Origin of the sequence: Janthinobacterium sp. ROICE36, assembly GCF_002869965.1 — a bacterium.
In the GTDB taxonomy this organism is placed as follows: Bacteria; Pseudomonadota; Gammaproteobacteria; order Burkholderiales; family Burkholderiaceae_D; genus Janthinobacterium.
This window is the reverse complement of the sequence record NZ_PEBS01000018.1, coordinates 41,661-68,191: the sequence shown is the minus strand read 5'-3', so window position 1 is coordinate 68,191 and position 26,531 is coordinate 41,661. Positions and strand designations below refer to the sequence as shown.

At 62.4% G+C, this 26,531-nt stretch carries 24 protein-coding genes; 19 read left to right on the top strand and 5 right to left on the bottom strand.

Annotation, left to right across the window (positions count from 1 at the left end; translation table 11 throughout):
- Positions 1-4 precede the first annotated feature (4 nt).
- The 3 genes from CSZ94_RS10030 to CSZ94_RS10020 are packed head-to-tail and all read left to right on the top strand — an operon-like array spanning position 5 to position 3,039.
- On the top strand, positions 5-820 hold the full coding sequence (locus CSZ94_RS10030) for a DUF3025 domain-containing protein (RefSeq protein ID WP_102121359.1): 816 nt from the start codon (positions 5-7) through the stop codon (positions 818-820).
- A 3-nt stretch (positions 821-823) separates the two neighbouring features.
- On the top strand, positions 824-1,828 hold the full coding sequence (locus tag CSZ94_RS10025) for a Gfo/Idh/MocA family protein (RefSeq protein WP_102121358.1): 1,005 nt from the start codon (positions 824-826) through the stop codon (positions 1,826-1,828).
- The gene (locus CSZ94_RS10020; protein WP_102121357.1) at positions 1,825-3,039 is read left to right on the top strand and encodes an MFS transporter; all 1,215 of its coding nucleotides are present in this window, start codon (positions 1,825-1,827) and stop codon (positions 3,037-3,039) included. The genes CSZ94_RS10025 and CSZ94_RS10020 overlap by 4 nt, the downstream gene beginning before the upstream one ends.
- 20 nt (positions 3,040-3,059) lie before the next feature.
- Here CSZ94_RS10020 and CSZ94_RS29270 read toward each other — a convergent pair whose 3' ends face one another.
- Entirely contained in the window at positions 3,060-3,431 is a 372-nt protein-coding gene (locus CSZ94_RS29270) for a hypothetical protein (RefSeq protein ID WP_374703571.1), read from the bottom strand.
- On the opposite strand from CSZ94_RS29270, the gene CSZ94_RS10015 reads away from it, so the two are divergent.
- Positions 3,411-6,509: a DEAD/DEAH box helicase gene (locus tag CSZ94_RS10015; protein ID WP_258000895.1), complete on the top strand. Its 3,099-nt coding sequence runs from the start codon at positions 3,411-3,413 to the stop codon at positions 6,507-6,509. The two genes, CSZ94_RS29270 and CSZ94_RS10015, sit on opposite strands and share 21 nt — an antisense overlap.
- Here the strand turns inward: CSZ94_RS10015 and recG are convergent.
- Complete coding sequence (recG, locus tag CSZ94_RS10010; protein WP_102121355.1) at positions 6,506-8,608, bottom strand: ATP-dependent DNA helicase RecG; 2,103 nt, start codon at positions 8,606-8,608, stop codon at positions 6,506-6,508. The two genes, CSZ94_RS10015 and recG, sit on opposite strands and share 4 nt — an antisense overlap.
- A gap of 176 nt (positions 8,609-8,784) precedes the next feature.
- Here recG and queA point away from each other — a divergent pair, with 176 nt between their 5' ends.
- The 9 genes from queA (at position 8,785) to CSZ94_RS27980 (ending at position 17,166) form a co-directional block, all read left to right on the top strand.
- On the top strand, positions 8,785-9,840 hold the full coding sequence (gene queA / locus CSZ94_RS10005; RefSeq protein ID WP_102121354.1) for a tRNA preQ1(34) S-adenosylmethionine ribosyltransferase-isomerase QueA: 1,056 nt from the start codon (positions 8,785-8,787) through the stop codon (positions 9,838-9,840).
- Between the two features lies 1 nt (position 9,841).
- Positions 9,842-10,981, top strand: a complete 1,140-nt coding sequence (tgt, locus tag CSZ94_RS10000) for a tRNA guanosine(34) transglycosylase Tgt (RefSeq protein ID WP_102121353.1) — start codon at positions 9,842-9,844, stop codon at positions 10,979-10,981.
- A 196-nt stretch (positions 10,982-11,177) separates the two neighbouring features.
- The gene (gene yajC, locus CSZ94_RS09995; protein WP_096238151.1) at positions 11,178-11,510 is read left to right on the top strand and encodes a preprotein translocase subunit YajC; all 333 of its coding nucleotides are present in this window, start codon (positions 11,178-11,180) and stop codon (positions 11,508-11,510) included.
- Between the two features lie 97 nt (positions 11,511-11,607).
- Positions 11,608-13,473 (top strand): protein translocase subunit SecD, encoded by a 1,866-nt coding sequence (secD, locus tag CSZ94_RS09990; RefSeq protein ID WP_102121352.1) that lies wholly within the window; start codon positions 11,608-11,610, stop codon positions 13,471-13,473.
- Positions 13,474-13,563: 90 nt separating this feature from the next.
- Complete coding sequence (gene secF / locus CSZ94_RS09985) at positions 13,564-14,586, top strand: protein translocase subunit SecF (protein WP_102121351.1); 1,023 nt, start codon at positions 13,564-13,566, stop codon at positions 14,584-14,586.
- A 72-nt stretch (positions 14,587-14,658) separates the two neighbouring features.
- A complete protein-coding gene (locus CSZ94_RS09980) occupies positions 14,659-15,408 on the top strand; it encodes a hypothetical protein (RefSeq protein WP_102121350.1) in 750 nt (249 codons plus the stop codon).
- On the top strand, positions 15,405-16,106 hold the full coding sequence (locus CSZ94_RS09975) for a helix-turn-helix transcriptional regulator (RefSeq protein WP_180977426.1): 702 nt from the start codon (positions 15,405-15,407) through the stop codon (positions 16,104-16,106). The genes CSZ94_RS09980 and CSZ94_RS09975 overlap by 4 nt, the downstream gene beginning before the upstream one ends.
- 74 nt (positions 16,107-16,180) lie before the next feature.
- Positions 16,181-16,807, top strand: a complete 627-nt coding sequence (locus CSZ94_RS09970; RefSeq protein WP_102121349.1) for a glutathione S-transferase family protein — start codon at positions 16,181-16,183, stop codon at positions 16,805-16,807.
- 185 nt (positions 16,808-16,992) lie between these two features.
- The gene (locus CSZ94_RS27980; protein WP_180977425.1) at positions 16,993-17,166 is read left to right on the top strand and encodes a hypothetical protein; all 174 of its coding nucleotides are present in this window, start codon (positions 16,993-16,995) and stop codon (positions 17,164-17,166) included.
- On the opposite strand, the gene CSZ94_RS09965 is transcribed toward CSZ94_RS27980, so the two are convergent.
- From CSZ94_RS09965 to CSZ94_RS09955, 3 genes are all read right to left on the bottom strand, one after another.
- Positions 17,163-18,008, bottom strand: coding sequence for an HDOD domain-containing protein (locus tag CSZ94_RS09965; RefSeq protein WP_102121348.1), 846 nt, complete (start codon positions 18,006-18,008; stop codon positions 17,163-17,165). The genes CSZ94_RS27980 and CSZ94_RS09965 overlap by 4 nt on opposite strands.
- A gap of 153 nt (positions 18,009-18,161) precedes the next feature.
- Positions 18,162-18,446, bottom strand: coding sequence for a hypothetical protein (locus CSZ94_RS09960; RefSeq protein WP_071075179.1), 285 nt, complete (start codon positions 18,444-18,446; stop codon positions 18,162-18,164).
- Between the two features lie 45 nt (positions 18,447-18,491).
- On the bottom strand, positions 18,492-18,926 hold the full coding sequence (locus CSZ94_RS09955) for a MarR family winged helix-turn-helix transcriptional regulator (RefSeq protein ID WP_180977424.1): 435 nt from the start codon (positions 18,924-18,926) through the stop codon (positions 18,492-18,494).
- Between the two features lie 132 nt (positions 18,927-19,058).
- Between CSZ94_RS09955 and CSZ94_RS09950 the strand changes: the two genes are divergently transcribed.
- The 6 genes from CSZ94_RS09950 to astB all read left to right on the top strand — a co-directional run bounded on the left by CSZ94_RS09950 (position 19,059) and on the right by astB (position 26,426).
- Positions 19,059-20,003 carry a GlxA family transcriptional regulator gene (locus CSZ94_RS09950; RefSeq protein ID WP_102121347.1) on the top strand — a complete coding sequence of 315 codons (945 nt, stop codon included), beginning with the start codon at positions 19,059-19,061 and terminating at the stop codon, positions 20,001-20,003.
- 140 nt (positions 20,004-20,143) lie between these two features.
- Positions 20,144-21,385 (top strand): acetylornithine/succinylornithine family transaminase, encoded by a 1,242-nt coding sequence (astC, locus tag CSZ94_RS09945; RefSeq protein ID WP_102121346.1) that lies wholly within the window; start codon positions 20,144-20,146, stop codon positions 21,383-21,385.
- A gap of 104 nt (positions 21,386-21,489) precedes the next feature.
- Positions 21,490-22,521, top strand: coding sequence for an arginine N-succinyltransferase (locus CSZ94_RS09940; RefSeq protein ID WP_102121345.1), 1,032 nt, complete (start codon positions 21,490-21,492; stop codon positions 22,519-22,521).
- Positions 22,522-22,534: 13 nt separating this feature from the next.
- Positions 22,535-23,587: an arginine N-succinyltransferase gene (gene astA / locus CSZ94_RS09935; protein ID WP_102121344.1), complete on the top strand. Its 1,053-nt coding sequence runs from the start codon at positions 22,535-22,537 to the stop codon at positions 23,585-23,587.
- The gene (gene astD, locus CSZ94_RS09930; protein ID WP_102121343.1) at positions 23,580-25,076 is read left to right on the top strand and encodes a succinylglutamate-semialdehyde dehydrogenase; all 1,497 of its coding nucleotides are present in this window, start codon (positions 23,580-23,582) and stop codon (positions 25,074-25,076) included. The genes astA and astD overlap by 8 nt, the downstream gene beginning before the upstream one ends.
- Positions 25,077-25,085: 9 nt before the next feature.
- Positions 25,086-26,426 (top strand): N-succinylarginine dihydrolase, encoded by a 1,341-nt coding sequence (astB, locus tag CSZ94_RS09925; protein WP_180977423.1) that lies wholly within the window; start codon positions 25,086-25,088, stop codon positions 26,424-26,426.
- Positions 26,427-26,531: the final 105 nt, after the last annotated feature.

The following is a 26,531-nucleotide window of genomic DNA, read 5'->3' as shown; positions in this document are numbered from 1 at the left end:
GTTCATGCTGCCATCGATAGACTGGAGCCGCCCCTGGTATGCCACGGTGCTGCCGGCGCGACGGCAGCTGGACCTGCAGCGTGACACAGTGGTCCAGGCGCTGAACCGGCAGGCGCGGGCGCTGGATTTGCGCAATCCCTCCGGCTTGCCGCTGTGCTTCGTGCCGCAAGCGGACTTGCCCGAAGGCGTGCCCTACGAGGAGTTCATCGGCGCGACGGGCGGCGTGCCCACGCGCGACAATATGCATGACTTTTTCAATGCGCTCGTGTGGCTCACCTTCCCTCGCATCAAGCGGCAGCTGAATGCGCTGCAGGCGGCGCAGATCGCTCTGTCCGGGGTCGGCAAATCGCGTGGTCCCGCGCGCGATGGCGCGACGATCTTTGACGAAAATTCCGCCTTGCTGGTGCTGCGCGACAGCGATGCCGGACGTGCGCTGGAAGTGGCCTTGCGTGGACATGACTGGCGCAGCGCTTTTATCGCGCAACGCGACAAGTTTGGCGTCGGCGGCGACGCCGAAGTCTGGCTGTTCGGCCACGCGCTGATGGAAAAACTGGTGGCGCCACGCAAGGCCATCACGGCGCACACGCGCGTGATTTTCGCCGGCGATGCTTACTTTGCGCTCGATGGTGCGGCACGCCGCGCCTGGCTCGACGAGCGGGTGGCGCTAGACCTGGCGCAGCAAGGTCTCACCACGGCGGACTTCACGCCGCTGCCTGTGCTGGGCTTGCCCGGCTGGTGCGAGGGCCAGGACGACGATTTTTACAATGACGCGGCGGTGTTCCGCCCGAAGCGCAAGGCAGCTTGCGCAGAAAGAGAGTAGAGCATGGAAAACAAGGTTCGCTGGGGCATCCTCGGCACCGGCAAGATCGCCCGCGCGATGGCCGATGGCTTGCGCGACGCGCCCGGTGCGCAACTGGTGGCGGTCGCTTCGCGCAGCGCCGCCAGCGCACAGGCCTTCGGCGCCGAATTCAGCATCGAGCGTTGCCATGGTTCCTACCAGGCGCTGGCCATGGATCCCGAAGTGGACGTGATCTATATCGCCACGCCGCATACGCTGCATGCGGAAAATGCCTTGCTGTGCCTGGCCGCCGGCAAGCACGTCGTGTGCGAAAAACCGTTCACCATGAACGCGCGCGAAGCGCAGGCCGTGGTCGATATGGCACGCGAAAAAGGGTTGTTTTTAATGGAAGCCATGTGGAGCCGTTTCCTGCCCGCCGTGCAGGAAGCGCAGCATATCATCGCCAGCGGCGAGATCGGCATGCTGCAGCAAGTGCAAGCCGATATCGGCTTTGTCGCCAATTTCCCGCCCGAGCACCGCATGTTCAATCCCGAACTCGGTGGCGGCGCACTGCTCGACGTGGGCATCTATCCGCTGTCGATGGCGGCCTTCTTCCTCGGTCCTGTATCGCAAGTGCAGGCGCTGGCTGAAATGGGCGCCACCGGCGTCGATGAGCAGGTCGTGTTTTCGCTGCTGCACGCGGGCGGCGGCACCTCATCCTGCGCCTGCAGCCTGCGCGCGCAAACGCCCACGGAAATGAGCATTTCCGGCAGCTTGGGACGCATCCGCCTGCCCAACCGTTTTTATAAACCCGATCATCTGATCGTCGAAACGATGGATGGCGAACGCCGCGTTGTCGCCGCGCCTTACCTGGGCAATGGCTACGCGCACGAGGCGATCGAAGCGATGCGCTGCATCCGCGCCGGCCTGCTGGAAAGCCCCGTCATGCCGCATGCCGATAGCGTGGCGTTGATGCGCAATCTTGACACCATGCGCGGCCAGATCGGCCTGGTTTACAGAGCCGACCAGGCGAAATCAGGAACCCCATGACATTGCAGTCTTCCCGCCCCAGCCTGAAAACTGTCCTCATCGCCAGTGGCGTCGTCCTTACCCTGGCGATGGGCGTGCGCCACGGCCTGGGTTTCTGGATGCAGCCGATCTCGCAAGCGAATGGCTGGACGCGTGAAACGTATTCGCTGGCGCTAGCCATGCAAAACCTGATGTGGGGTGTCTTCGGACCGTTCGCCGGCATGGCCGCCGACCGTTTCGGCACCATGCACGTCGTCATTGTCGGCGCCATCAGCTACATGGCGGGCCTGGTGTGGATGGCGCTGGTGACGCAATCGACCCTGTTCATCGTTGGCTCGGGTATCTTCATCGGCCTGGCGCTGGCCTGCACGGCCTTCGGCGCCATCAGCGGCATCATCGGCCGCAGCGCACCGCCCGAGCAGCGCTCGTGGGCCTTCGGCATCTCGTCGGCGGCCGGCTCGTTCGGCCAGTTCCTGATGATGCCGGTCGAGCAGCAACTGATTTCTGCGGTGGGCTGGCAAAACGCCTTTTATGTCTTGGCGGCGCTGGTGCTGCTGGCGATGATCCCGATGGCCTTCTACCTGCGCGAGCCGCCCGTCACGCACGCCAGCGGTACGCAGCAAAGCATCGGTGCGGCCTTCGGCGAAGCTATCGGCCACCGTTCGTTCTGGCTGCTGCTGGCCGGCTATTTTGTCTGCGGTTTCCAGCTGGTCTTCATCGGCGTGCACTTGCCGGCCTACCTGAAGGACCAGGGATTGATGAATCCGAATATCGCCGTCACGGCGCTGGCGCTGATCGGCCTGTTCAACATCGTCGGTTCCTACTATGCGGGCAAACTCGGTGGCAAGATCGCCAAGCGCTACCTGCTGTCGGCCATCTATGTGACGCGCGCGGTGATCATTGCGCTATTCCTGCTGGCGCCATTGTCGGCGTGGTCGGTGTACCTGTTCGCCGCCGGCATGGGCTTGCTATGGCTGTCGACGGTGCCGCTGACGAACGGCATCATCGCCGGCATCTTCGGCGTGAAGCATCTGTCGATGCTGGCCGGGATGGTGTTCTTCTCGCACCAGGTGGGCAGCTTCCTGGGCGCGTGGCTGGGCGGCTACCTGTATGAGCAGCAGGGCAGTTACCACGTCGTGTGGATGATCACCATCGGCCTGGGCTTGCTGGCCGCGCTGATCAACCTGCCCATCGACGAGCGCGCCGTCAGGCGTGCGGCGGTAGCAGCCTGATGGGCAACTGGCGCACTTGGCTATGGCGCCTGCTTGGCGCCGTGTTGTTGGCCTTTGTTTTCATGGCGTATTTGCGCCCCGACTTCATGCTCGACCTGGCGAACCGCTTCTGGATGTGCATGTAGGTCTAATTTGAGATGACCGTTTTGACTATTGTTTTTAATACTAATGATATTGCCACCTTTTTTGATGCGGGCACCTTGAGTCGTGGCCGCGATTATGCGCGGCGCGGCAAGGTGCTGGCCGTCACGGCCGATGGCGATGAGATCAAAGGCAAGGTCAGCGGAAGCGGCAGGCAAAGCTATCGGCAAACGGTGCGGGTCAAGCCAGGCCCACGCGGTGTGAGATTCGATGGCGTTTGCAGTTGTCCCATGGATTTCAACTGCAAGCATGTGGCCGCGCTCTTGCTAAGCTATCTGGAACTGACGCCGCCGCAGCCCGTGGCCGTGCCAGAGGATGCACTGACGCCGCCGCTGCTTTCCTGGCTGCGCGGCCTGACGCAGGTCGTTGCGCCCAAGCCCGTGGTCAAACCTGCCGGCGCTACGGCCAAGGCCATGTATCGCATGGTGTATGTGCTGATGCCAAATCCTTCTGGCAGCCTGGATCTGTTCTTGTGTCGTGCGCGGCTGCGCGTCGGCGGCGCCATTTCCTCTGTGTCGGTGCTGGCCAATCTCTACGATATTCGTCATCAGCCGCCGGCCTATATGACGGCGGCCGATCGCTATTCGGCGCATCTGTTTTTACTGCAGCGCCGAGGCTCCGAGTTTTCCACTGCTGTTGCCGCTGTGCACGGTGCCATCGGCGCTGAGCTGTTGCAGGATTTGCTGCAAGGGCAGCGGCTGTTCCGCGCCGCCACACGCGATGAATTGAAGGCTGGTCTGCTGACCCCGATGCGGGCGGCCGGCGCGCGCCAGGCGCGCTTGGCTTGGGTCGCGCTTGAGGACGAGAGCGTCATGCTGCGCTGGGAGTCGGACGACGGCGCGCCGCTGGAATATGTGTTGGCGACGGAGCCGGCGTGGTTTGTCCAGGCTGGAGAAATCGGGCCGCTGAATTTGCCTGAGGGCCTGGCGGGCCTGGCGCCGAACGATTTGAATCTGCTGGTAGCCAGCGCGCCGCGCGTCGCCGGCAAACAGCGCGCCGTCCTGGCGCGTGAAATGCTGGCGCAAGGATTGGACCGCATCGTTGCACCGCCACCGGCGCCGCGCAAGATTGTGCGGCACGATATCGCGCCGCGTCCTTTCCTTTTGTTGGCCAGCATCGACAGCGATACCGCCGCCGCGCCGCCGCACGACTTCGCCCTGCTGGCGTTCGATTATGACGGCCTGCGCGCTTCGACCGATGCCGCGCAAAAGCTGCAGCGGCATGCCGCCAGCGGCAATGAGACGATCAAGCGCGATATGCAAGCAGAAATGGCCGCCATGAGCAGCCTGCAAGCGCGCGGTTTTATCGCCCCTGATGCCGGTATAGAGGCGCTGCATTCCGTGGCAGGCATACTGCAACTGCCGGGGCAGGCCGCCTGGCTCGATTTTTCCGCGCACGGTGTGCCTGCCTTGCGCCAGCAGGGCTGGCTGATCGAATATGGCCCAGGCTACCGCTACGATCTGGCATCGATCGACGAGTGGTATGCCGAGGTGGCGGAAGACGGCGAGGGCGGCAACGCCTGGTTCGAGCTGGAACTGGGCATCGTCATCGACGGGCAGCGGCAGTCGCTGCTGCCGGTGCTGCTGCAACTGATACGTGAAGCGCCCGATCACTTCAATCCGGCCGCGCTGGCCTTGCACGGTGATGCCGAACACTTGATCGCCCGCCTGCCCGGCGGCATGCGGGTGGCCCTGCCGTGGAGCCGCGTCAAACCGATTCTGCATACCTTGGGCGAGCTGTATTTCAAGGAGCGCATCGGCGCCGGCATGCGCTTGCCGGTGCTCGATGCGGCGCGCCTGGCCGAACTGGAAGCGAGCGCTCAGCTGCGCTGGACGGGCGGCGAACGGCTACGCCAGCTGGGCGCCAGACTGCGCGGTTTCGACGGCGTTGCGCCGGTTGCCGCGCCGGCCGGCCTGCAGGCGAGTTTGCGTCCCTACCAGAGCGAAGGGCTGGCATGGATGCAGTTCTTGCGCGAGTACCATTTCGCCGGCATCCTGGCCGATGATATGGGACTGGGGAAAACCATCCAGACACTGTCCCACATCTTGCTGGAAAAGGAGGCGGGCCGGCTGACGTCGCCGGCCCTGGTGGTCGCGCCGACTAGCCTGATGGGCAATTGGCAGGCCGAAGCGGCGCGCTTCGCGCCCGCTCTGAGGGTGCTGCTGCTGCACGGACCGCAACGCGCGCAGCATTTTGAACAGATGGGGCTATACGACCTGGTGCTGACCACGTATGCGCTGCTGCCGCGCGACGAGGAAGTCTTGCGTCGTCAGCATTTTCATTTGCTGATCCTGGACGAATCGCAATACATCAAGAACAGCAATTCGAAGGCCGCACAGACGGCAGCGTTGCTAGCGGCCACGCACCGCTTGTGCCTGACCGGCACGCCGCTGCAAAATCACCTGGGTGAGTTGTGGGCGCAATTTCACTTCCTGATGCCAGGCTTGCTGGGTGATCAAAAAACCTTCAACGCCGAGTTTCGCAAACCGATAGAAAAGCTCGGCGATGGCGCGCGCAACGCTTTCCTGGTACGCCGCATCAAACCGTTTTTGCTGCGCCGTACCAAGGACAAGGTGGCCAAGGAATTGCCGGCCAAGACAGAAATGGTGCGCGAAGTCGAGCTGGCCGGCGCGCAGCGCGATCTGTACGAAACGGTGCGCCTTGCGATGGCAGAAAAAGTGCGCACGGCGATCGCCGCCAAGGGCCTGGCGCGCAGCCAGATCGTGATCCTGGAAGCCTTGCTCAAGCTGCGCCAGGTCTGTTGCGACCCGCGCCTGGTGGCCGGCGCCGGCAAGAAAGGCATGGCGCCTTCGGCCAAGTTGATGGAATTGATGGAGATGCTGGATGCGTTGCTGGTCGAAGGGCGCAAAGTGCTGGTGTTCTCGCAATTTACCAGCATGCTGGCGCTGATCGAAGAGCAGTTGCGCGAGCGCGGCATCGCGTATGCTTTGCTGACGGGCGAGACCCGGGACCGCAGCGCGCAGGTCGATACTTTCCAGCAAGGCAACGTGCCCTTGTTTTTGATCAGCCTGAAGGCCGGCGGTGTCGGCTTGAACCTGACCGCGGCCGATACCGTGATCCACTACGATCCCTGGTGGAATCCGGCAGTGGAAAATCAGGCCACCGACCGTGCCTGGCGCATCGGCCAGGACAAGCCGGTATTTGTCTACAAATTGATCGCCAAAGGCACGCTGGAAGAAAAAATCCAGGAAATGCAGCGCCGCAAGGCCGAACTGGCCGATGCCGTATTGGCCCAAGGTCCGGGGCAAACGCTGGCGATTACGCAAGATGACTTGCAGGAGATTTTCGCGCCCTTGAAAAGCGCTTAGACCTTCAAAAACTCTTCTTTGCCGCCGAGCCAGCGCGCCAGGTGCGCTTCCACGGTGGCTGCCGCTGCCGTCGTGGTGGCGTGCAGCAAAGCGTGTGCCACGTCGCGCGCCTGATCGACCAGCCATTGATCCGTTTCCAGGTCGGCGAAGCGTAGCATGGCCTGGCCGGACTGGCGCGCACCGAGAAATTCGCCGGGGCCGCGGATTTCCAGGTCGCGGCGGGCAATTTCAAAACCATCCGTCGTTTCGCGCATGGTCATCAAGCGCTGACGCGCCACGCCGCCCAGCGGACCTTGGTACAGCAGCAGGCAGGCGCTGGCCGCCGTGCCGCGGCCCACGCGGCCGCGCAGCTGGTGCAGCTGCGACAAACCAAAACGCTCGGCATGCTCGATCACCATCAGCGAGGCGTTCGGCACGTCGACGCCCACCTCGATGACGGTGGTGGCCACCAGCACGTGGATATGGCCGGCGATGAAGGCATCCATCACTTCCTGCTTTTCCGCCGGTTTCAAGCGGCCATGCACGAGGCCCACCTGCAGTGCGGGCAAGGCTTCGGCCAGCATCATGTAGGTGTCGGTGGCTGTTTGCAGTTGCAGCGCTTCCGATTCCTCGATGAGCGGGCAGACCCAGTACACCTGTCGTCCTTCCAGCGCAGCCGCATACACGCGGGCGATGACTTCGTCGCGCCGGTTCTGGTCGATGGAGCGCGTGACGATGGGGCTGCGTCCGGGCGGCAGCTCGTCGATCACCGACACTTCCAGGTCGGCGTAATACGTCATGGCCAGGGTGCGCGGGATCGGCGTGGCTGACATCATCAACTGGTGCGGCACGGCCGCGCTGTCGCCCTTGTTGCGCAAGGTCAGGCGCTGGCCCACGCCGAAGCGGTGCTGCTCGTCGACGATCACCAGTCCCAGTTTGGCAAACTGCACGTTATCCTGAATCAGCGCATGCGTGCCGATCACCAGCTGCGCTTCGCCCGATTCGATCAGGGCCAGCGCCGCCGTCTTTTCCTTTTTCTTCAGGCTGCCCGTCAGCCAGGCGACTTTTACTCCCAGCGGTTCCATCCAGGCGGCGATCTTGCGGAAATGCTGCTCGGCCAGGATCTCCGTGGGCGCCATCAGCGCGGCCTGGTAGCCGCTGTCGATGGCCTGCGTGGCGGACAATGCCGCCACCACCGTCTTGCCGCTGCCGACATCGCCCTGCAGCAGGCGCTGCATCGGATAGGGCTGGCGTAAATCGGCGCGGATTTCCTCGAGTACGCGGGCCTGCGCGCCCGTCAGCTTGAAGGGCAGGGCGGCGCCAAAGGCATGCGAGAGGGTGCCGACGACTGCTAGCTGTGCGGCGCCTTTCGAGCGGCGCGCGCGCTGGGTGCGTTTCAGCGACAGCTGCTGCGCCAGCAGCTCATCGAATTTCATGCGCACCCAGGCCGGGTGCGAGCGGTCCATCAGCGCGCTTTCATCGATGTCCTGCGGCGGGTAGTGCAGCAGGTGCACGGCAGCGCGGAATGGCGACAGCTGCATCTGGCGCAATAAATCCTCAGGCAAGGTATCGTGCCAGTCGATGCGGCGCATGGCGTCGGCGATCTCGCGCCGCAGGACGTGCTGCGACAAGCCTTCGCCGGACGGGTACACGGGCGTCAGCGCCGTGGGCAGCGGCGCGCCCTCGTTGACCACCTTGTAGGTCGGGTGCACCATCTCGGCGCCGAAAAAGCCGTGTTTGAGTTCGGCGCGCGCGCGTACCCGCGTGCCTTCGGCCAGTTGCTTGACCTGGCTGCCGTAGAAATTCATGAAGCGCAGCAGCAAATTGCCCGTTTCGTCGGCGATCGTCACCAGCAATTGCTTGCGCGGCTTGAAATTGACTTCGCACTTGCTGACAACACCCTCGACTTGCCACGACTCGCCGCCGCGCAGGCAGGCGTCGCGGATGGTGTAGACCTTGGTTTCATCCTCGTAGCGCATCGGCAGGTGCAGCACCAGGTCCATATCGCTGCGCAAGCCCAGTTTGGCCAGCCGGCTTTCCGTGCTGACCACCTTTTTTGCGGCTTTCGGCTTCGCGGCCGGCTTGGCTGCGGGAGGTAGATCTGGCTTTGGATCGGGCATATGGGAGATTTTTGTGCCGCTAGCGTAAAATAGAGGGTTGTCCGGCACACCCTGTGCATACCGCAGTCGTAATAGTGCGGCGGATTATTGTAATGCCTGTATAGGCGCACAGTATAGTGCCAGATGTTCCATTGCGCACTCCTAATCATTTTTGACGTACTTTTGAAGCAAAACGCATGTATTCGCTTTCCGATTTCGATTTTAATTTGCCGCAAGAAAACATTGCGCAAACTCCGTTGGCCGAGCGCAGTGCCTCGCGCCTGTTGCATCTGGACGGCGACACCCTGGTCGACCGCCAGTTCGCCGACATCGTCGCGCTGTTGCAGGCGGGCGACCTGCTGGTGATGAACGATACGCGCGTGCTGAAAGCGCGCTTCTTTGGCGTCAAGGAAAGCGGCGGCAAGATCGAGGCGCTGGTCGAGCGCGTGCTCGACGAGCGTACCGTGCTGGCCCAGGTGCGCGCCTCGAAGTCGCCGCCGCCCGGTTGCCGCATCCGCCTTGCCGACGCCTTCGATGTGACGGTGGGCCAGCGCGCCGGCGAATTCTTTACCCTGCACTTCGAGGCCGACGTGTTCGAATTGATCGAGGCGCATGGCCGATTGCCGCTGCCGCCCTACATCGAGCACGATGCGGATGAATTTGACGAGACGCGCTACCAGACCGTGTTCAACAAGGTGCCGGGCGCTGTCGCCGCGCCGACGGCCGGCCTGCATTTCGACCAGGCCCTGCTCGACCAGCTGAAAGCGAAGGGCGTCAACTTTGCCTATGTGACCCTGCACGTGGGCGCCGGCACCTTCCAGCCCGTGCGCACGGAAGTGCTGGCCGAGCACAAGATGCATACCGAGTGGTACACCATGCCGCAGGACACCGTCGACGCCGTGCGCGCCGCGCAGCGTGCCGGGCGCGATGTGGTCGCCGTCGGCACGACCAGCTTGCGCGCGCTGGAATCGGCTTCGCAAAGCGGCCAACTGGTGGCGGGCAGCGCCGATACGGCCCTGTTCATCACGCCCGGCTATGCCTTCAAGACGGTGACGCGGCTGATCACCAACTTCCATTTGCCGAAGTCGACCCTGCTGATGCTGGTGTCGGCCTTTGCCGGCTATGCGCCGATCCGCAGCGCCTATGCGCATGCGATCGCGCAGAACTACCGTTTCTTCAGCTATGGCGATGCGATGCTGCTGACCACGCAATCGCGCGCTGCGCTGAACCTTGATACTCCCGTGAAAGACTGACATGCTGGAATTTACTTTACTCAAGACCGACACGAGCGGCCTGACCAAGGCACGCCGCGGCACCTTGAAACTCAACCATGGCGTCGTGCAGACGCCGATCTTCATGCCAGTGGGCACTTACGGCACCGTGAAAGCCATGTCGCCGCTGGAACTGAATGAGATCGACGCGCAGATCATCCTGGGTAACACGTTTCACTTGTGGTTGCGTCCTGGTAACACCGTCATGGAAAAATTCGGCGGCTTGCATGGCTTCATGGGCTGGAACAAGCCGATTTTGACCGATTCGGGCGGCTTCCAGGTGTTTTCGCTGGGCGCCATGCGCAAGATCACGGAAGAGGGCGTGCATTTCAATTCGCCCATCAACGGCGATAAACTGTTCCTCTCGCCGGAAGTGTCGATGCAAGTACAGCGCGTCTTGAATTCCGACATCGTCATGCAGTTCGACGAGTGCACGCCGTACGAGATCGCCGGCCGCCCGGCCACCATCGAGGAAGCGGCCAAGTCGATGCGCATGTCCTTGCGCTGGGCGCAGCGCTCGAAGGACGAGTTCCACCGCGGTGAAAACCCGAACGCGCTGTTCGGCATCGTGCAGGGTGGCATGTTCGAAATGCTGCGCGACGAGTCCCTGGCCAAGCTGGAAGAGATCGATTTCCCCGGCATCGCCATCGGTGGTCTGTCCGTCGGCGAGCCGAAGGAAGACATGATGCGCATGCTGGCCCACGTAGGCCTGCGCCTGCCTGCCAACAAGCCGCATTACCTGATGGGCGTGGGCACGCCGGAAGACTTGGTGGCCGGTGTGTCGAACGGCATCGACATGTTCGATTGCGTCATGCCGACGCGTAACGCCCGCAATGGCTGGCTGTTTACCCGTTTCGGCGACATCAAGATCAAGAACGCCAAGTACAAGGAAGACCAGGCGCCGCTCGACGAGACCTGCAGCTGCTACGCCTGCCGCAACTTCTCGCGCGCCTACCTGCACCATTTGCACCGCTCCAAGGAAATCCTCGGCGCGCGCTTGAATACCATCCATAACCTGCATTACTACCTGGAACTGATGCGCCAGATGCGGGTAGCGCTGGACGAAGACCGTTTCCATGCGTTTACCCTGCAATTCCACGCGGAACGCGCACGCGGAACTTAAGAAAAGCTTAGCTTGCGCCCTTGCGGTAGCCTGACCGGAAGTTTTGTGTATTGGTGCTTGGACTGGGGCGATAAAGCATTGCATAATGCTTTTTTAGCCCCATTTAAAGTTGCCATGCCTGCAATTCGGGTTATGACGTATAGCCAATGCTAGAATACAGCGCTATTTTTTCAAACTGATTAGAACTGGAGTCACCGTGTTTTTCATTTCCAACGCTTATGCGCAAGCCCCAACCGATGCCCTGGGCTTCGGCGGCAACCTGACCAGCTTCCTGCCGCTGGTATTGATGTTCGTGGTCATGTATTTCCTGATGATCCGTCCACAGCAAAAACGCGCCAAAGAACAACGGGCGATGATGGACGCGCTGGCCAAGGGTGACGAAGTCGTCACCGCTGGCGGCATGCTGGGCCGTGTTGTCAAGGTAGTGGACGCTTACGTCACCATCGAAGTGGCGACCGGCACCGAAGTCACGGTGCAAAAGAGCTCCATTACCACCTTGCTGCCTAAAGGCACCCTGAAGGCGCTGTAATTCCTCGCTGCCATTGCCTCGGCAATGGTAGACCCGGAGCGGCTACCCGCCGCTCCTCGCGACGCCTCCGACGCTCAACACTGAACGCTGAATCACTATGAATCGCTATCCTGCCTGGAAATACATCATCATCGTCGTCGCCTTATTGCTGGGCGCACTCTATACGGCGCCCAATTATTTCGGTGAATCACCGGCGCTGCAAGTAACCAGCGGCAAGTCGACCGTCAAAGTGACGGGCGAGCTGATGACGCAAGTCGAGCAAATATTGACGAAAGAAAACGTCAAGTCGGAAGGTATCACCATGGATGGCGCCGGCAATCTGGCCTCCGTGCGCGCGCGTTTCGCCGATCCCGACACCCAGTTCAAGGCGAAACTGGTGCTGGAAAAGGACTTGAATACGGATGCCAGCGACCCTGCTTACATCGTGACGGTCAATCTGCAAGCCAATACACCGATGTGGATGCAAAAACTGCATGCCTTGCCGATGTTCCTGGGCCTGGACTTGCGCGGCGGCGTGCACTTCCTGATGCAGGTCGATGCGAAAGCCGTACTGAACAAGAAAGTCCAGGGCGTGCAGTCCGCCGCGCGTAGTGTCTTGCGCGACAAGAATATCCGCCACGCCGGCATCGAGCGCGTGGGCGATAGCGTGCAGATCAACTTCCGTGACGCGGAAACGCGCCTGAAGGCAAAAAATGTCTTGTCCGACCAGATGACGGAGCTGGCGTTCGCCGATGCGGGCGAAGGCAGCGATTTGAAACTGAACATCACCCTGAAACCGGCGGCACTGAAGGCGACCATCGATGAAGGCGTGAAACAGAATATCTCCACCCTGTCCAAGCGCGTCAACGAGTTGGGTGTGGCCGAGCCGCTGATCCAGCAACAAGGTCCTGACCGCATCGTGGTGCAATTGCCTGGCGTGCAGGACGTGGCCCGCGCGAAAGCCATCATCGGCCGCACGGCCACCCTGGAAGTGCGCCTGGTCGATGAAAGCATCGTGCCTGGCACGGAACTGTCGAGCGCCATCGCGTTCAACTCGGAACTGTTTACGGTTGGCAAGGGCGTCCCTGTCGTGCTGTCGAAAGACGTGATCTTGACGGGCGACTATATTTCCAGCGCCACGGCCAGCTTCGACCAGAACCAGCAAGCGGCCGTGTCGATCGACCTGAACGGCGACGGCGGACGCAAGATGCGCGAAGCGACGCGCGAACGCGTAGGCAAGCGCATGGCCATCGTGCTGTTTGAAAAAGGCAAGCCGGAGGTATTGTCGGTCGCGACCATCCAGCAGGAACTCGGTTCGCGCTTCCAGATCACCGGCATGGGCGGCGCGGAAAACGCGAATGAACTGGCGCTGCTGCTGCGCTCGGGCGCCCTGTCCGCACCGATGACCGTCATCGAAGAACGCACGATCGGACCGCAGCTGGGCGCGGAAAACATCGCCAAGGGTTTCCACTCGACCTTGTATGGCTTCATCGCCATCGCCATCTTCATGATCGCCTATTACATGCTGTTCGGCGCCTTCAGCGTGCTGGCCCTGGCCACCAACCTGCTGTTGCTGATCGGCTTGCTGTCGATGATACAGGTGACCCTCACACTGCCCGGTATCGCCGCTATCGCGCTGGCCTTGGGCATGGCGATTGACGCCAACGTGCTGATCAATGAACGTATCCGCGAAGAGCTGCGCGCCGGCAATACGCCGCAAGCGGCAATCTCTGCCGGCTTCGACCGCGCCTGGGCCACGATTCTCGATTCGAACGTGACCACCCTGATCGTCGGTCTGGCGCTGCTGGCCTTCGGCAGCGGCCCGGTGCGCGGCTTCGCTGTCGTGCATTGCCTGGGTATCCTGACCTCGATGTTCTCCTCCGTCTTCGTCTCGCGCGGCGTGGTCAACCTCTGGTATGGCCGCAAGAAAAAGCTGACGACCTTGTCGATCGGCACGGTGTGGGTACCGGGCACCAGCAAATAAGCCACAGCCCCGACTCACCCAATAGCGTCAACAGCGATAGCGTCCGGCGGCACAGCCGGCGGACGCACAGAAAAGAACTCAGAGGATTTCATGGAATTTTTCCGCATCAAAAAAGATATTCCCTTCATGCACCATGCGTTGATTTTCAACGTCATTTCGGCGGTGACCTTCCTTGCCGCCGTCTTCTTCCTGGTGCACAAGGGCTTGCACCTGTCCGTTGAATTCAAGGGCGGTACCGTGATGGAGGTGAAATACCCCAAGGCGGCCAATCTTGAAGGCATACGCGGCACCCTGATCGCCATGGGCTATGAAGAGCCGGGCGTGACCAGCTTCGACACGGCGCGCGACGTGATGATCCGCCTGCCGGTGGAAAAAGGCGTGAGCGCCGCGAACACTTCGCTGCGCGTGTTTGAATCTCTGTGCAAGGCCGAACAAGGCACGACCAAGGCCATCGATACCGTCACTGAAAAGGGCGAGCATGTGCTCAAGAGCGCGTGCATGGACGCCGCTGGCAGCGAGGCAGTCGTGTTGCAGAAAGTCGAATTCGTCGGCCCGCAAGTGGGCGAGGAACTGGCGCAGAACGGCTTGAACGCACTGGTGGTGGTGATTATCGGCGTGATGATCTACCTGGCCATCCGCTTCGAATGGAAATACGCCGTCTCGGCCATTATCGCCAACTTGCATGACGTGGTGATCATCCTGGGCTTCTTCGCCTTCTTCCAGTGGGAATTCTCGCTGACGGTACTGGCGGCGATCCTGGCGGTGCTTGGCTACTCGGTCAACGAATCGGTAGTGATTTTTGACCGTATCCGCGAAAACTTCCGCAAGCAGCGCAAGTCCAGCGTGCATGAAGTGATCGATAGCGCGATTACCAGCACCATTTCGCGTACCATCATCACCCACGGCTCGACCCAGATGATGGTGCTGTCGATGCTGGTCTTCGGCGGCCAGACCCTGCACTACTTCGCACTGGCGCTGACCATCGGTATCTGCTTCGGTATTTACTCGTCCGTGTTCGTCGCGGCATCGATCGCCATGTGGCTGGGCGTCAAGCGCGAAGACTTGATCAAGCCGGTCAAGGAAAAAGACGAAACCGACGGCGCCGTGGTGTAAGCGCAGTTTGATGCATGACGAATTCAAGAACGATCACCCGCGCGGTGGTCGTTTTTTTTGTAACGGATGAAGATGAAGCGTTTGATAGTGATGGGCATCATGGCGGGTATCAGCACGCTGACCAGCGGCGCGCAATTGCGCCTTATGGCCAGCGATACCATCGTCCTGCGCGGTGCCATCGCCGTGGGCGACGTGGACAAGCTGCGGCAGCTGGCCACGCCAGGGACAACCGTGTTGCGCATCAATAGCGACGGCGGCGACCCGCAGGCGGCCATGCAACTGGGCCGCTACCTGCGCCAGCGGCAATGGGATATCGCCATCGACACCGTGTGTGCCGGCAGCTGCGCCCTGTACGTTTTCCCGGCCGCGCGGCGCAAGAGCATTCCCGGCACCGCCGTGCTGGCGCTGCAGGACACGGCCGTCCTGCGCGCGCAGGCCGGCCCGGAGCACATGCGCCGCAGCCTGATCGAGGCGGGCGTTCCGGCCGATGAGCTGGACCGTGAAACGGCGGCGCTGGCCGTGCAACTGGCGCAGGTCGCGGCGCTGGAAGCGGCCTTTGCTGTGGAGCTGGGCATCGCCCCCGCCTTTTACCGTGATTTCCGGCAGGTGGCCGCGCAGGCCGATAGCGTGCGCCAGCGCTTTCCCGACCAGGAGGCAACCATCTACTGGTGGCCGGCTGCCGCCCGCCTGCAACGTTGCTACGGCATCGCCGGCGTGCAAGAGGGGCCGCGCGCGGCGCGCCTGGCGCCGGACGGCTATCTGTACGTGCCGGCCCTGTCAGCCCTGGTCATGGGTGATCAGGCCTTGCAGGACTGTCCATGAGCCGCAGCGGCCGTTTGTTCCTGCTGATGGACGCCATGCGCGCCAGGCGCGTGCCCGTGACGGCGGCCCAGCTGGCGCAGCAGCTGGGTGTCTCCGAGCGCACGATTTACCGCGATATCCAGACCCTGGCCGAGCTGGGCGCCCCCTTGCAGGGCGAGGCGGGCATCGGCTATGTGCTGCGCCGTGGCGCTTTTTTGCCGCCGCTGATGTTCGGCGCCGACGAACTGGAAGCACTGGTCCTGGGCGCGCGCTGGGTGCGCCGCCAGGGCGATGCGGGCCTGGCGCAGGCGGCCAGCAATGCCCTGGCGAAGATCGCAGCCGCCTCGCCGCGCGACCTGCGCGACAGCATGGCCGAGACCAGCCTGTGGGTGCCGCTGGGGCGCCCCGCCGATGGCGCGCAGCCGGCCGACCTCCATGTGCAGCCGGTGCGCGAGGCGATCCGCTACGAACAGAAACTCACCCTGGGCTACCAGGATGAGCACGGCAGCGCCACCTCGCGCATGGTGTGGCCGTTTGCGCTGGCCTTTTTTGAAGGCAAGCGCCTGCTGGCCGCCTGGTGCGAACTGCGCGGCGATTACCGACATTTCCGCATCGACCGCATCGCCAGCGTGCAGCGGCATGATGAGCGCTATCCCACGCGCCGCCACGCCTTGCTCGACACCTGGCGCAAGGCGCACGATATTGATCCGGAATCCTGAGATTTTCTCCTGACAAAAACTGTCAGTGACGGCAACTACCATGGTGGCTTCTTAACACACCGGAGCCATCTACCATGCGCCTGTATCACCACCCCATGTCCTCGAATGCCCGCCGTGCCCTGATGACGGCGATCCACCTCGGCTTGCCTCTGGAACTGGCCGAAGTCGACCTGATGAATGCGGATGACCGCCGCCGCCTGGCCGAGGTCAATCCGAACGGCAAGCTGCCCGTACTGGCCGATGGCGCTTTCCTGCTGTGGGAATCGTGCGCCATCATGCAATACCTGGCCGAGCAGGTGCCGGGCCAGACGATTTATCCGCAACCGCCGCAGGCCAGGGCCGACGTCAACCGCTGGCTGTTCTGGGCCGCGCAGCATTTCGCGCCGGCCATCAGCGTGCTGGCCTGGGAGCGTGCGTGGAAAGGCATGACGGGCGGCGGCCCGGCGGACCCGCTGGAAGAGGCACGCGGCGAGCGCGATCTGCATGAGTGCGCCGTGGTGCTGGACGCGCATCTGGCGCAGCGCGACTGGCTTTGCGGCGATGCCCTGACCCTGGCCGATTTCGCCGTGGCCGCGCCGCTGATGTACAGCGAGGCCGTGCGGCTGCCGCTGGCGCAGTACCAGCATATCGAGGCCTGGTTTGCCCGCGTGCGGCAGCTGCGCGCCTGGCAGGAAACGGATGTGCAGCTGTTGCCGGGATAATCTGCCCGCTAAGTGTGCCAGCGCACGGAGCCGGCGCGGCGCACCACATAAGATAGGGCTGTCTCTTTCAGGACATCCCTAGCTTTGGACTTTACCCGCTTTCGAGCGGGTTTTTTTTGTCTGGAGCTTGATAATTGGGTCATCGCTGCACATATGCGGCGTCTCCCACTGCAAGCAGGTACGCCATGTTCATGCCACGCCATCCGAAGCCACTCTTGAGTACCCAGGCGGTCGCCAAACAAGTTGCCCAGCAGAAGCAGGGAACGCAGGCCATGGACAAGCATGTGCTGATCGTCGACGTGCCGAAGCCGGCGCCAGGCGTGCCGATCATGCCGCCGGTGCCGGAAAAACAGGATTAATGCACGAGCACCTTCAGCAGCGACTGCACTTCATCGTCCGATTCTTCCATGATGCTCGACAGGGTCGCATCGCCGATCACGCAGTCGATGCTGCCGGCAGCGCGGGCGGCCCGCACGGCGATGGCGGCCGGGCTTTCGTTGAGGGGCGAGGCCACCGGCGCCAGGTCATTCGCCAGCAGCAGCGTGTCGCCCAGCGATTCTGGCGGGATGGCGCGCAAGCCTTCCCACAACGCAGCGATGGCGCCCATCACCGCTTCCGGCACCTTCAGTTTGGTCAATACGCCATGGCCGATGGCTTGTTCGCCATGTTCCACCCAGTCCTGCGGTTCACCGTCGAGGATGCCGGGGAATTCGGCTGCGCGTGACAGCAGATAAAAGCCACCCACTTCATGCATGATGCCGGCAAACAGGGCCGTATCGGGGTCCACCCTGGTGACGCGGCGAGCCAGTACCTGCGACAGGGCCGCCACGTGGGCCGTATGTTCCCACAACTGCTTGGCCTTCGCCTGCAGCATGGGATCGGTAATGGTGCTGCCCAGCTGGCGCACGATCAGCGACGCTACCACCGACTGCAGGGTACGCACGCCGAGCCGTTGCACGGCATTGCGCACGCTGGTGATTTCATTGCCGGACCGGTTGAACGCCACCGAATTGGCGATGGCCACCGTGCGCGCGGCCAGCAGCGGGTCGGCTTGCACCAGCTTGGCAGCGGCCTCGATATGGCAGTCGGGATCGGCCAGCGCCTCTTGCAGCTTGAGCGAAGCGTTCACATTGGCAGGAAAGGTCAGCTCGCCACGAGCGGCTTGTGCGGCGATGCTTTTAAAGGCGTCGAGTCTGTTCATTGAAAAAATTATACTCGCAATATTTCCGTACGGAACTTTTTAACCGTGATCTTTTCGCAAACAAGCGAGTAAAAAGCAAGTAAACCCCCGTAAACGGAAAAAGGGCAGGCCACTGGATCAGCGGCATGCCCTTTTTGGATTATGCGAGCGCTATCAGTCAGATTCACTAAATATCGCGTCGCAGCCTTCAACCAGCTCGTCGCTGTCTTCCAGCTCATCCGTCAAGCCCAGGTCGAAGAGTTCCTCGACGGCATTCATGAAGCTGTTGTGCTTGGTGGCGCCGATCAGGCGGTAGATTTCGCCGTCTTCGTTGCGCACGCCGATGATCAGTTTTTCCTGGCGTACCAGTTCCGGCGTGCTGGCGTTGAGCAGCAGGTTGCCGATGATGTGTTTATCGAAATGAGCGGGCTTTTTGCCGTCGAGCAGTGTGGTTTTCAACTTGGTTTCCTTTGTCTTGTTTGAATGTCTGTGCTTGGTGAATTGTCAACTGTGGCCGTTGGCGATGGCGTGTTTCAGGTTTGCCAAGGTGGTTTCCAAGCGCATGAAGTCGTCGTCGGTATAGCCGTCAAACAGGCGCTGGCCCTGCTTTGTCAGCTTGGGGAACACCTCATGGAACACCTGTTCACCCTCGCAACTCAAGCGCACGAAGTAGGAGCGCTTGTCTTTCGTGCAACGTTCGCGGACCACCAGCCCCTTTTGCTCCAGCCGGTCTACCACACCCGTCAAGGTACCCTTGGTAATCAGGGTTTTCTGGCCCAGTTCCTTGTAGGACATGCCACAGGTGTTGCCGAGCGTGGCAATGATGTCGAACTGCGCATGCGTCAAGCCGTACTGGCGCACGAAGTCGCTAGAAAACCGCTCGAAGCCTTGCATGCATTCGGCCAGCAGCCGGATACTTTTTAAATATCGTTCACCCATGGGGTGTGATTATATCCTTCCATCCCGCTTTTTTCCGCCGTGTCATGCCCCGCTGTTGCATGCGGGTCTGGATGGGGCTTAACTCCGGTATCATGTGGGCAACTCAGCCCTTGTCCCAGGTTCGCCTCGCCGATGTCTTTCGCTAATCTTTCCCGTATCGGCCTCGACAAACCGCTGCGTTTGCTGCTGGTCCATGCCGGCGATGCCGAGTCGATTACCTGGGCCGGCCTGGTGCAGCCGCTGCGTCTGTGCGCGCGGGCGCTGGGGCCGGACGCCCTGCAACTGGACGTGCGCACGCCCGAGCAAGTCGCCCAGCAGGGCGGCAACTGGCATATCGCGCTGCTGGTGGCCGATGAAACGGAGGCGCCGCTGCGCGCCGAACTGTGCCGGGCCGTGATCGAGCGCTGCCGTTCGGCGCCGTTCTGGGGTGGCGTGGGCGCGGCGGTGCTATGGCTGGCCGATGCGGGCGTCATGGATGGCGTGCGCATCGCCTTGCCGTGGGCCCTGTACGCCGATGCGGAGGCGAAGGCCGAACGCGCCATCCTGACGCCGCACCTGTTCGACATCGATGGTCCGCACCTTACCTGCTGCGGCGGTGCGGCCAGCATCGATTTTTCGCTGACCCTGATCGAGACCATCTTTGGCGCCGACGTACAGGCGCTCGTCAAGGAAGCCTTGTGCGTGGACAAGGTGCGCGGCAAGGAAGAACGCCAGCGCGTGGCCTTGCAGGCGCGTTTCGGCGTGCTGCAGCCGAAATTGTCCGAAGCGGTCACCTTGATGGAGGCCAATATCGAGGAGCCGCTGTCGACCGATGACATCGCCAGCCTGGTGGGCCTGTCGCGGCGCCAGCTCGAGCGCCTCTTCAAGCAATACCTGGGCAGCTTGCCGTCGCGCTATTATCTGGAGCTACGTCTGCAGCGCTCACGGCAACTGTTGCTTGATACGCATTATTCCATCGTGCAAGTTGGCCTGATGTGCGGCTTTTCCTCCGGTTCGCACTTTTCCACGGCGTTTGGCACCCTGTTTGGCAATACCCCCCGCGAAGAGCGGCAGCGCAAGCTGATGCCGCCGGCCTAGCCGGTGTCAAGGCAGCTGTGATGAATTGTGAAAATCCTTGTCGCAGATTCAAAAGAGTTTTAGCATCCCGCTTTTTATAATGCAGTACACACGTAGCTGTCGTAGCTGCGGAGTACCTAACATATTGATGGGGAAATGCTATGAATGCCAAGCTTGATTCGACCGTAACGGCTCGTCCAGTCACCCGGGATACCTTTGACCAGGTCCTCGTTCCTACCTACGCCCCTGCAGCCATGGTGCCCGTGCGCGGTTCCGGACTGGATCTGTGGGACCAGACCGGCAAGCATTACCTCGATTTCACCTCCGGCATCGCCGTCAACAGCCTGGGCCACTGCCATCCGGTGCTGGTCGACGTGCTGACCAAGCAAATCAATAATTTGTGGCATTTGGGCAACGGCTACACCAACGAGCCCGTGCTGCGCCTGGCCCTGGCCCTGACGGAAGCGACCTTCGCCGACCGCGCCTTCTTCTGCAACTCGGGCGCGGAAGCCAACGAAGCGGCCTTGAAACTGGCGCGCAAATACGCGCATACCAAGTTTGGCGCGCACAAGTCGCGCATCATCTCGTGCTTCAGCTCTTTCCATGGCCGCACCCTGTTTACTGTTTCCGTCGGCGGCCAGGCCAAGTACACGGAAGGCTTCGAGCCGCTGCCACCGTCGATCGACCACATCGCCTACAACGACATCGAAGCGGCGCGCGCCGCCATCGGCGATGACGTGTGCGCTGTGATCGTCGAGCCGGTACAAGGCGAAGGCGGCGTGGTGCCAGGCAATCCGGAGTTCCTCAAAGAGCTGCGCGCCCTGTGCGACAAGACGGGCGCCCTGCTGATTTTCGACGAAGTCCAGTGCGGCATGGGTCGCACTGGCGCGTTGTTCGCCTACATGGGCTACGGCGTCACGCCGGACATCCTGACGGCCGCCAAGGCGCTGGGCAACGGCTACCCGATCGGTGCCATGCTGACCACCGAAGAACTGGCGCAAACCCTGGCCGTCGGCACCCACGGCACCACCTACGGCGGCAACCCGCTGGCCGCTACCGTGGCCTTGAGCGTGCTCGAAACGATTAACACGCCGGCGTTCCTCGCGCGCGTGAAAGAAGCGAGCGTCAACACCATCGCCATGCTGCAAGGCTTGATCACGGATTACCCGCAAGTGTTCTCCGTGGTGCGCGGCAGCGGTTTGCTGCTGGGCCTGGTAGTCAGCGATGCCTACAAAGGCCGCGCGAAAGACATCCAGAAAGCGGCCGAAGCGCAAGGATTGATGGTGCTGATCGCTGGCATGGACGTGGTGCGCCTGGCGCCGGCCCTGATCGTTTCGGACGAGCAGATCGCTGAAGCGGGACGTTTGCTGCGCGTGGCCATCGACGGCCTGCTGAAAGCCTGAAGCTAGTCTTGCCCCGCACTATCACCGGCCCGCCGCTTTGCTGCGGGCCGGCTTGGTTCTACCCGGGTTTCAGCCCAAGAATTGTCTGCATTGAAGGAGTACCCATGTATGTTGTCCGTCCGGTAGAAATTGCGGATATTGCCGCCCTCGAAGCGCTGGCCGCAGTCACCATGCCGGGTGTCCATACCCTGCCGAAGACGCGCGAAAAAATCGCCGCCTCCGTCGAGCGCTCCATCGCCTCGTTTGCCGCCCATGTCGACATCCCCAGCGAAGAGTCATATCTCTTCGTGCTTGAATCCCTGCTCGACAAGAGCATCTTTGGTACCGCCGCCATCTTCGCCTCGGCCGGCTCGAACGGCACGTATTTTTCCTTTCGCAACGACGTCATCCAGCAAGTCTCGCGTGACCTGAACATCAGCCACAGCGTGCATGCGCTGACCCTGTGCTCGGAGCTGACGGCGTATTCGCAGCTGTCCGGCTTTTACGTGCGCAATATGGAGCAGGTTGGCCTGGAAGCGGCCTTGCTGTCGCGCGCGCGGCTGCTGTTTGCCGTGCTGGCGCCGCACCGTTTCGGCGACCGCTTCTTCGTGCCGCTGGCCGGCATCACCGATGGGAATGGCCAGTCGCCGTTCTGGGATGCGCTGGGCCGCAAGTTTTTCCAGATGGATTTTCTCGATGCCGAAAAAGTCATCGGCGGCGCGCGCAACCGCACCCTGATCGTCGAACTGATGCCGCATTACCCCGTGTACGTGCCGTTGTTGCCGGGCGATGCGCAGGCGGCCATGGGCCAGATCCACCCGAGCGGTGAACTGGCTTTCAATTTGCTGACGGAAGAAGGCTTTGAAGCCGACGATTACATCGATATCTTCGATGGCGGTCCGATCCTGCAGGCGCACAAGCATGCGCTGCGCTCGTTTACGGGTTCGCTCACGCGCCGCGTCGTCGCAGGCGTCACGCCAAGCCGCACGGGCCTGAAAGTGCATTACGCGGTCGCTTCGGGCGCGGAGCGCAACTTCCGCGCCGTCACCTTTACCTGCGATGCGCTCGAAGCGCAGGACACCGTCGGCTTGCCGGCCGAGCTGTTTGAAGCGCTGGCCGTGGCCGAAGGCGACAGCGTCATCTGCGTGCGCATCTAACCGAGAGAACAATATGCTAGTAGTACGCGCCATCAACGCTTCTGACCTGGACGCCCTGTACGGCTTGGCCAGCCAGGTCGGCACCGGCATGACCACCCTCAAGCCGGACATGAAAATGCTGGGCGACCGCCTGGCCATCGCCTGCGCCTCGTTCGCCGAAACCATCGCGCCCGAAAAGCGCGACTACATGTTCGTCATGGAGGATACGGATACGGGCCGCCTGGCCGGCGTGTGCGCCATCAAGGGCGCCGTGGGCCTGGAAGAGCCGTTCTATAACTACCGCATCGGCACCCTGGTGCATTCCAGCCGCGAACTCGACGTGTTTACGCGCATGGAAACCCTGTACCTGTCGAACGACCTGACGGGCAGCACGGAACTGTGCTCGCTGTTTTTGCACCCCGACTACCGCAGCGGCAACAACGGCAAGCTGTTGTCGAAAAGCCGCTTCCTGTTCATCGCCCAGTTCCCGCACCTGTTCACGGAAAAGCTGATCGCCGAAATGCGCGGCTACCAGGCGCCGGACGGCAGCTCGCCGTTTTATGAAGGCCTGGGCCGCCACTTCTTCAAGATGGATTTCCACCACGTCGACGACCTGACGAGCCTGGGCAAGAAATCCTTCATCGCCGAACTGATGCCGCGCCAGCCCATGTACGTGGCCTACCTGCCCGACGAGGCGCAGGAAGTCATCGGCAAGGTGCATCTGAGCACGGCGCCCGCGCGCCGCCTGCTGGAACAGGAAGGCTTGCACTTCGAAGGCTATGTCGACATTTTCGACGCCGGTCCCGTGCTGCAGGCGCGCGTCTCCGAGCTGCGCGCCATGCGCGACAGCATGTCGGCCGTGCTCGACACCGACGTTGTACCCGATACCTGCGACGATGCGGCGCAAGCCGAACCGTACATGGTGTCGAACACCGACCTGAAAGATTTCCGCATGATCGTCACCAGCGCCAATCCGCATAACGGCAAGATCGCGCTGGACGCCGATGAATTGCATCTGCTGCGTTGCCATCACGGCGACACCGTGCGCACATTGTCACTCAACCCGAGGAAGCATCCCCATGTCTAAATCGTCCGACCTTCATTCCTCTACCGCAGCATCGAACTTCATCAATGGTGCCTGGCTGCCAGGTACGGGCCGGGAACTGCTCACCATCGACCCGTCGAACGGCAAGCAGACCTGGGCCAGCCTGGAAGCGACGGAGAGCGAAGTCGAGCAAGCTTGCCAGGCCGCCCGTGCCGCCTTTGACGCATGGGCCGATACGCCCGTCGAAGAGCGCATCGCCATCTGCGTGCGCTTTCGCGACCTGCTGAAGGAACATGCGGAAGCGCTGGCGCTGTTGATCTCGGAAGAAGTGGGTAAGCCGTTGTGGGAGTCGCGCACGGAAGTGGCTACCATGGCCAACAAGATCGATATCTCGGTGCAGTCGTACAAGGCGCGCACGGGCATCACGCAAAGCAAGATCGCCGATGGCGACGCCGTGCTGCGCCACCGCCCGCACGGCGTGTTCGGCGTCTTTGGCCCGTACAATTTCCCCGGCCACCTGCCCAACGGCCACATCGTGCCGGCCCTGATCGCCGGTAACACCATCGTTTTCAAGCCCAGTGAATATGCGCCCCGCACGGCGATGAAAACCGTGCAACTGTGGCAGCAGGCAGGCTTGCCGAATGGCGTCGTCAACCTCGTCAACGGCGGGCGCGACACGGGCGTGGCCTTGGGCGCGAATGCGCACCTCGACGGCGTGCTGTTTACCGGTTCGTGCCAGACGGGCATCAGCCTGCACCGCCAGTTCGGCGGCCAGCCGGGCAAGATGCTGGCGCTGGAAATGGGCGGCAACAACGCCCTGGTGGTGTGGGATGTGAAGGACGTGGATGCCGCCGTGCACCACGCGATCTTCTCCGCCTTTGTGTCGGCTGGCCAGCGCTGCACCTGCGCGCGCCGTCTGGTAGTGCAAGATAACGCTGCGGGGGCTGCCTTCGTGGCGCGCCTGGTGGACGTGGCCGCGAAACTGGGCATCGGCGCGTCCGATGCGCAACCGCAGCCCTTCATGGGCCCAGTAGTGTCGGCCGCCGTGGCCGCGCGCCTGGTGCAGGCGCAGGCGGACATGGTCGCCAAGGGCGGCACCACTCTGCTGCAGATGCGCCAGTTGAATCCTGAGGCAGGCTTTGTCACGGCCGGCATCGTCGACGTCACCAACGCCGCCGGCATTCCCGACGAAGAATGGTTTGGCCCACTGCTGCAAGTGATCCGCGTGGCCGATTTCAACGCGGCCCTGAAGGTGGCCAACGCCACCGAATTCGGCCTGGCCGCCGCCTTGCTGTCCGACGACCCGGCCCTGTGGCAAACGTTTCAAACGCGCGCGCGCGCCGGCATCATCAACTGGAACCGTCCCACCACGGGCGCGGCCAGCACGGCGCCGTTCGGCGGTATCGGCAAGTCGGGCAACCATCGTCCGAGCGCTTATTACGCGGCCGACTACTGCGCCTACCCGGTCGCTTCGATCGAGAACAGCGTATTGGAAATGCCGGTCAAGCTGTCGCCCGGCCTGAATTTTTAAGGAATCCTCATGCACAGCACGCGCGAATACAATTTTGACGGCCTGGTTGGCCCATCGCATAACTACGCGGGGCTCTCGTTCGGCAACGTGGCCTCGTTCAGCAATGTGAAAAGTGCTTCGAATCCGAAGCAGGCCGCCTTGCAGGGTCTGGCCAAGATGCGCGCACTGGCCGCGCGCGGCTTTGCGCAAGCCCTGTTGCCACCGCAGGACCGGCCCAATTTCCGCCTGCTGCGCGCTATCGGTTTCACGGGCACGGACGCCGAAGTGCTGGCGCGCGCCTACAAGGAGTCGCCCGTCATCCTGGCCTGCGCCTATTCTGCATCGCCCATGTGGACGGCGAATGCCGCCACGGTCAGCCCGTCGGCCGATACGCAGGATGGCCGCGTGCATTTCACGGCCGCCAACCTGAATAACAAGCTGCACCGAGCCTTCGAGCACGCGCAGTCGGCGCGCAGCCTGCGCGCCATTTTCAGCGACGAGCAGCACTTCGCCGTGCATGACGCGCTGCCGTCGACGCCCGCCTTTGGCGACGAGGGCGCGGCCAACCACACGCGTTTGGGCGCGGGCCACGGCGCGCCATCGGTTGAGTTGTTCGTGTATGGTCGGGTGGAGTTCGATCCTTCCGCGCCTTCGCCGAAGCGCTACCCGGCGCGCCAGACCCTGGAAGCGTCGCAGGCCGTGGCGCGCCTGCATGGCCTGGACGCCAGGCGCACCGTGTACGTGCAGCAGAATCCGGACGTGATCGACCAGGGCGTGTTCCATAACGACGTCATCGCCGTCGGCAATGGCAATGTGCTGTTCTATCACGAGCAGGCGTTTGCCGATGAAGAGGAGAGCCTGTCGCAGTTGCGCCGCGCCGTCGCCGCCTCGGGTGCCGACTTGCAGGCGCTGCGCGTGGACACGGGCCAGGTGCCGATTGCCGACGCCGTCAGCAGCTATCTTTTCAACAGCCAGTTGCTGACGAAAGAGGGTGGCAAGATGGCGCTGGTGATACCGCAGGAGTGCCAGGAAAATCGCGCCGTGTCGCGCTACCTGGAAGGCCTGGTGGCCGGTGGTGGGCCCATCGATGAACTGATTCATTTCGACCTGCGCCAGAGCATGCGCAATGGCGGCGGGCCAGCCTGCCTGCGTTTGCGCGTGGCCCTGACGGAAATCGAGGCGCGCGCCATGCACCAGGGTGTGATCATGACGGAAGCGCTGTACCATCGACTGGTGCAATGGGTGGAGAAGCACTACCGCGACCATCTGGAACCGGGCGAGCTGGCCGACCCGCAGCTGGCGCTGGAAGTGCATGCGGCGCTTGAAGAATTGACGATCATCCTCAACTTACCTGGATTGTACGACTTGTAGGCGATAGAAAAAACACAGAAAAAAATTCGAGACAGACTATCCGCAACACAGAATTGGACGGGAGACCCCCGTCTCTTGACACCGCTGCCGCCCAGCCACAAGCCC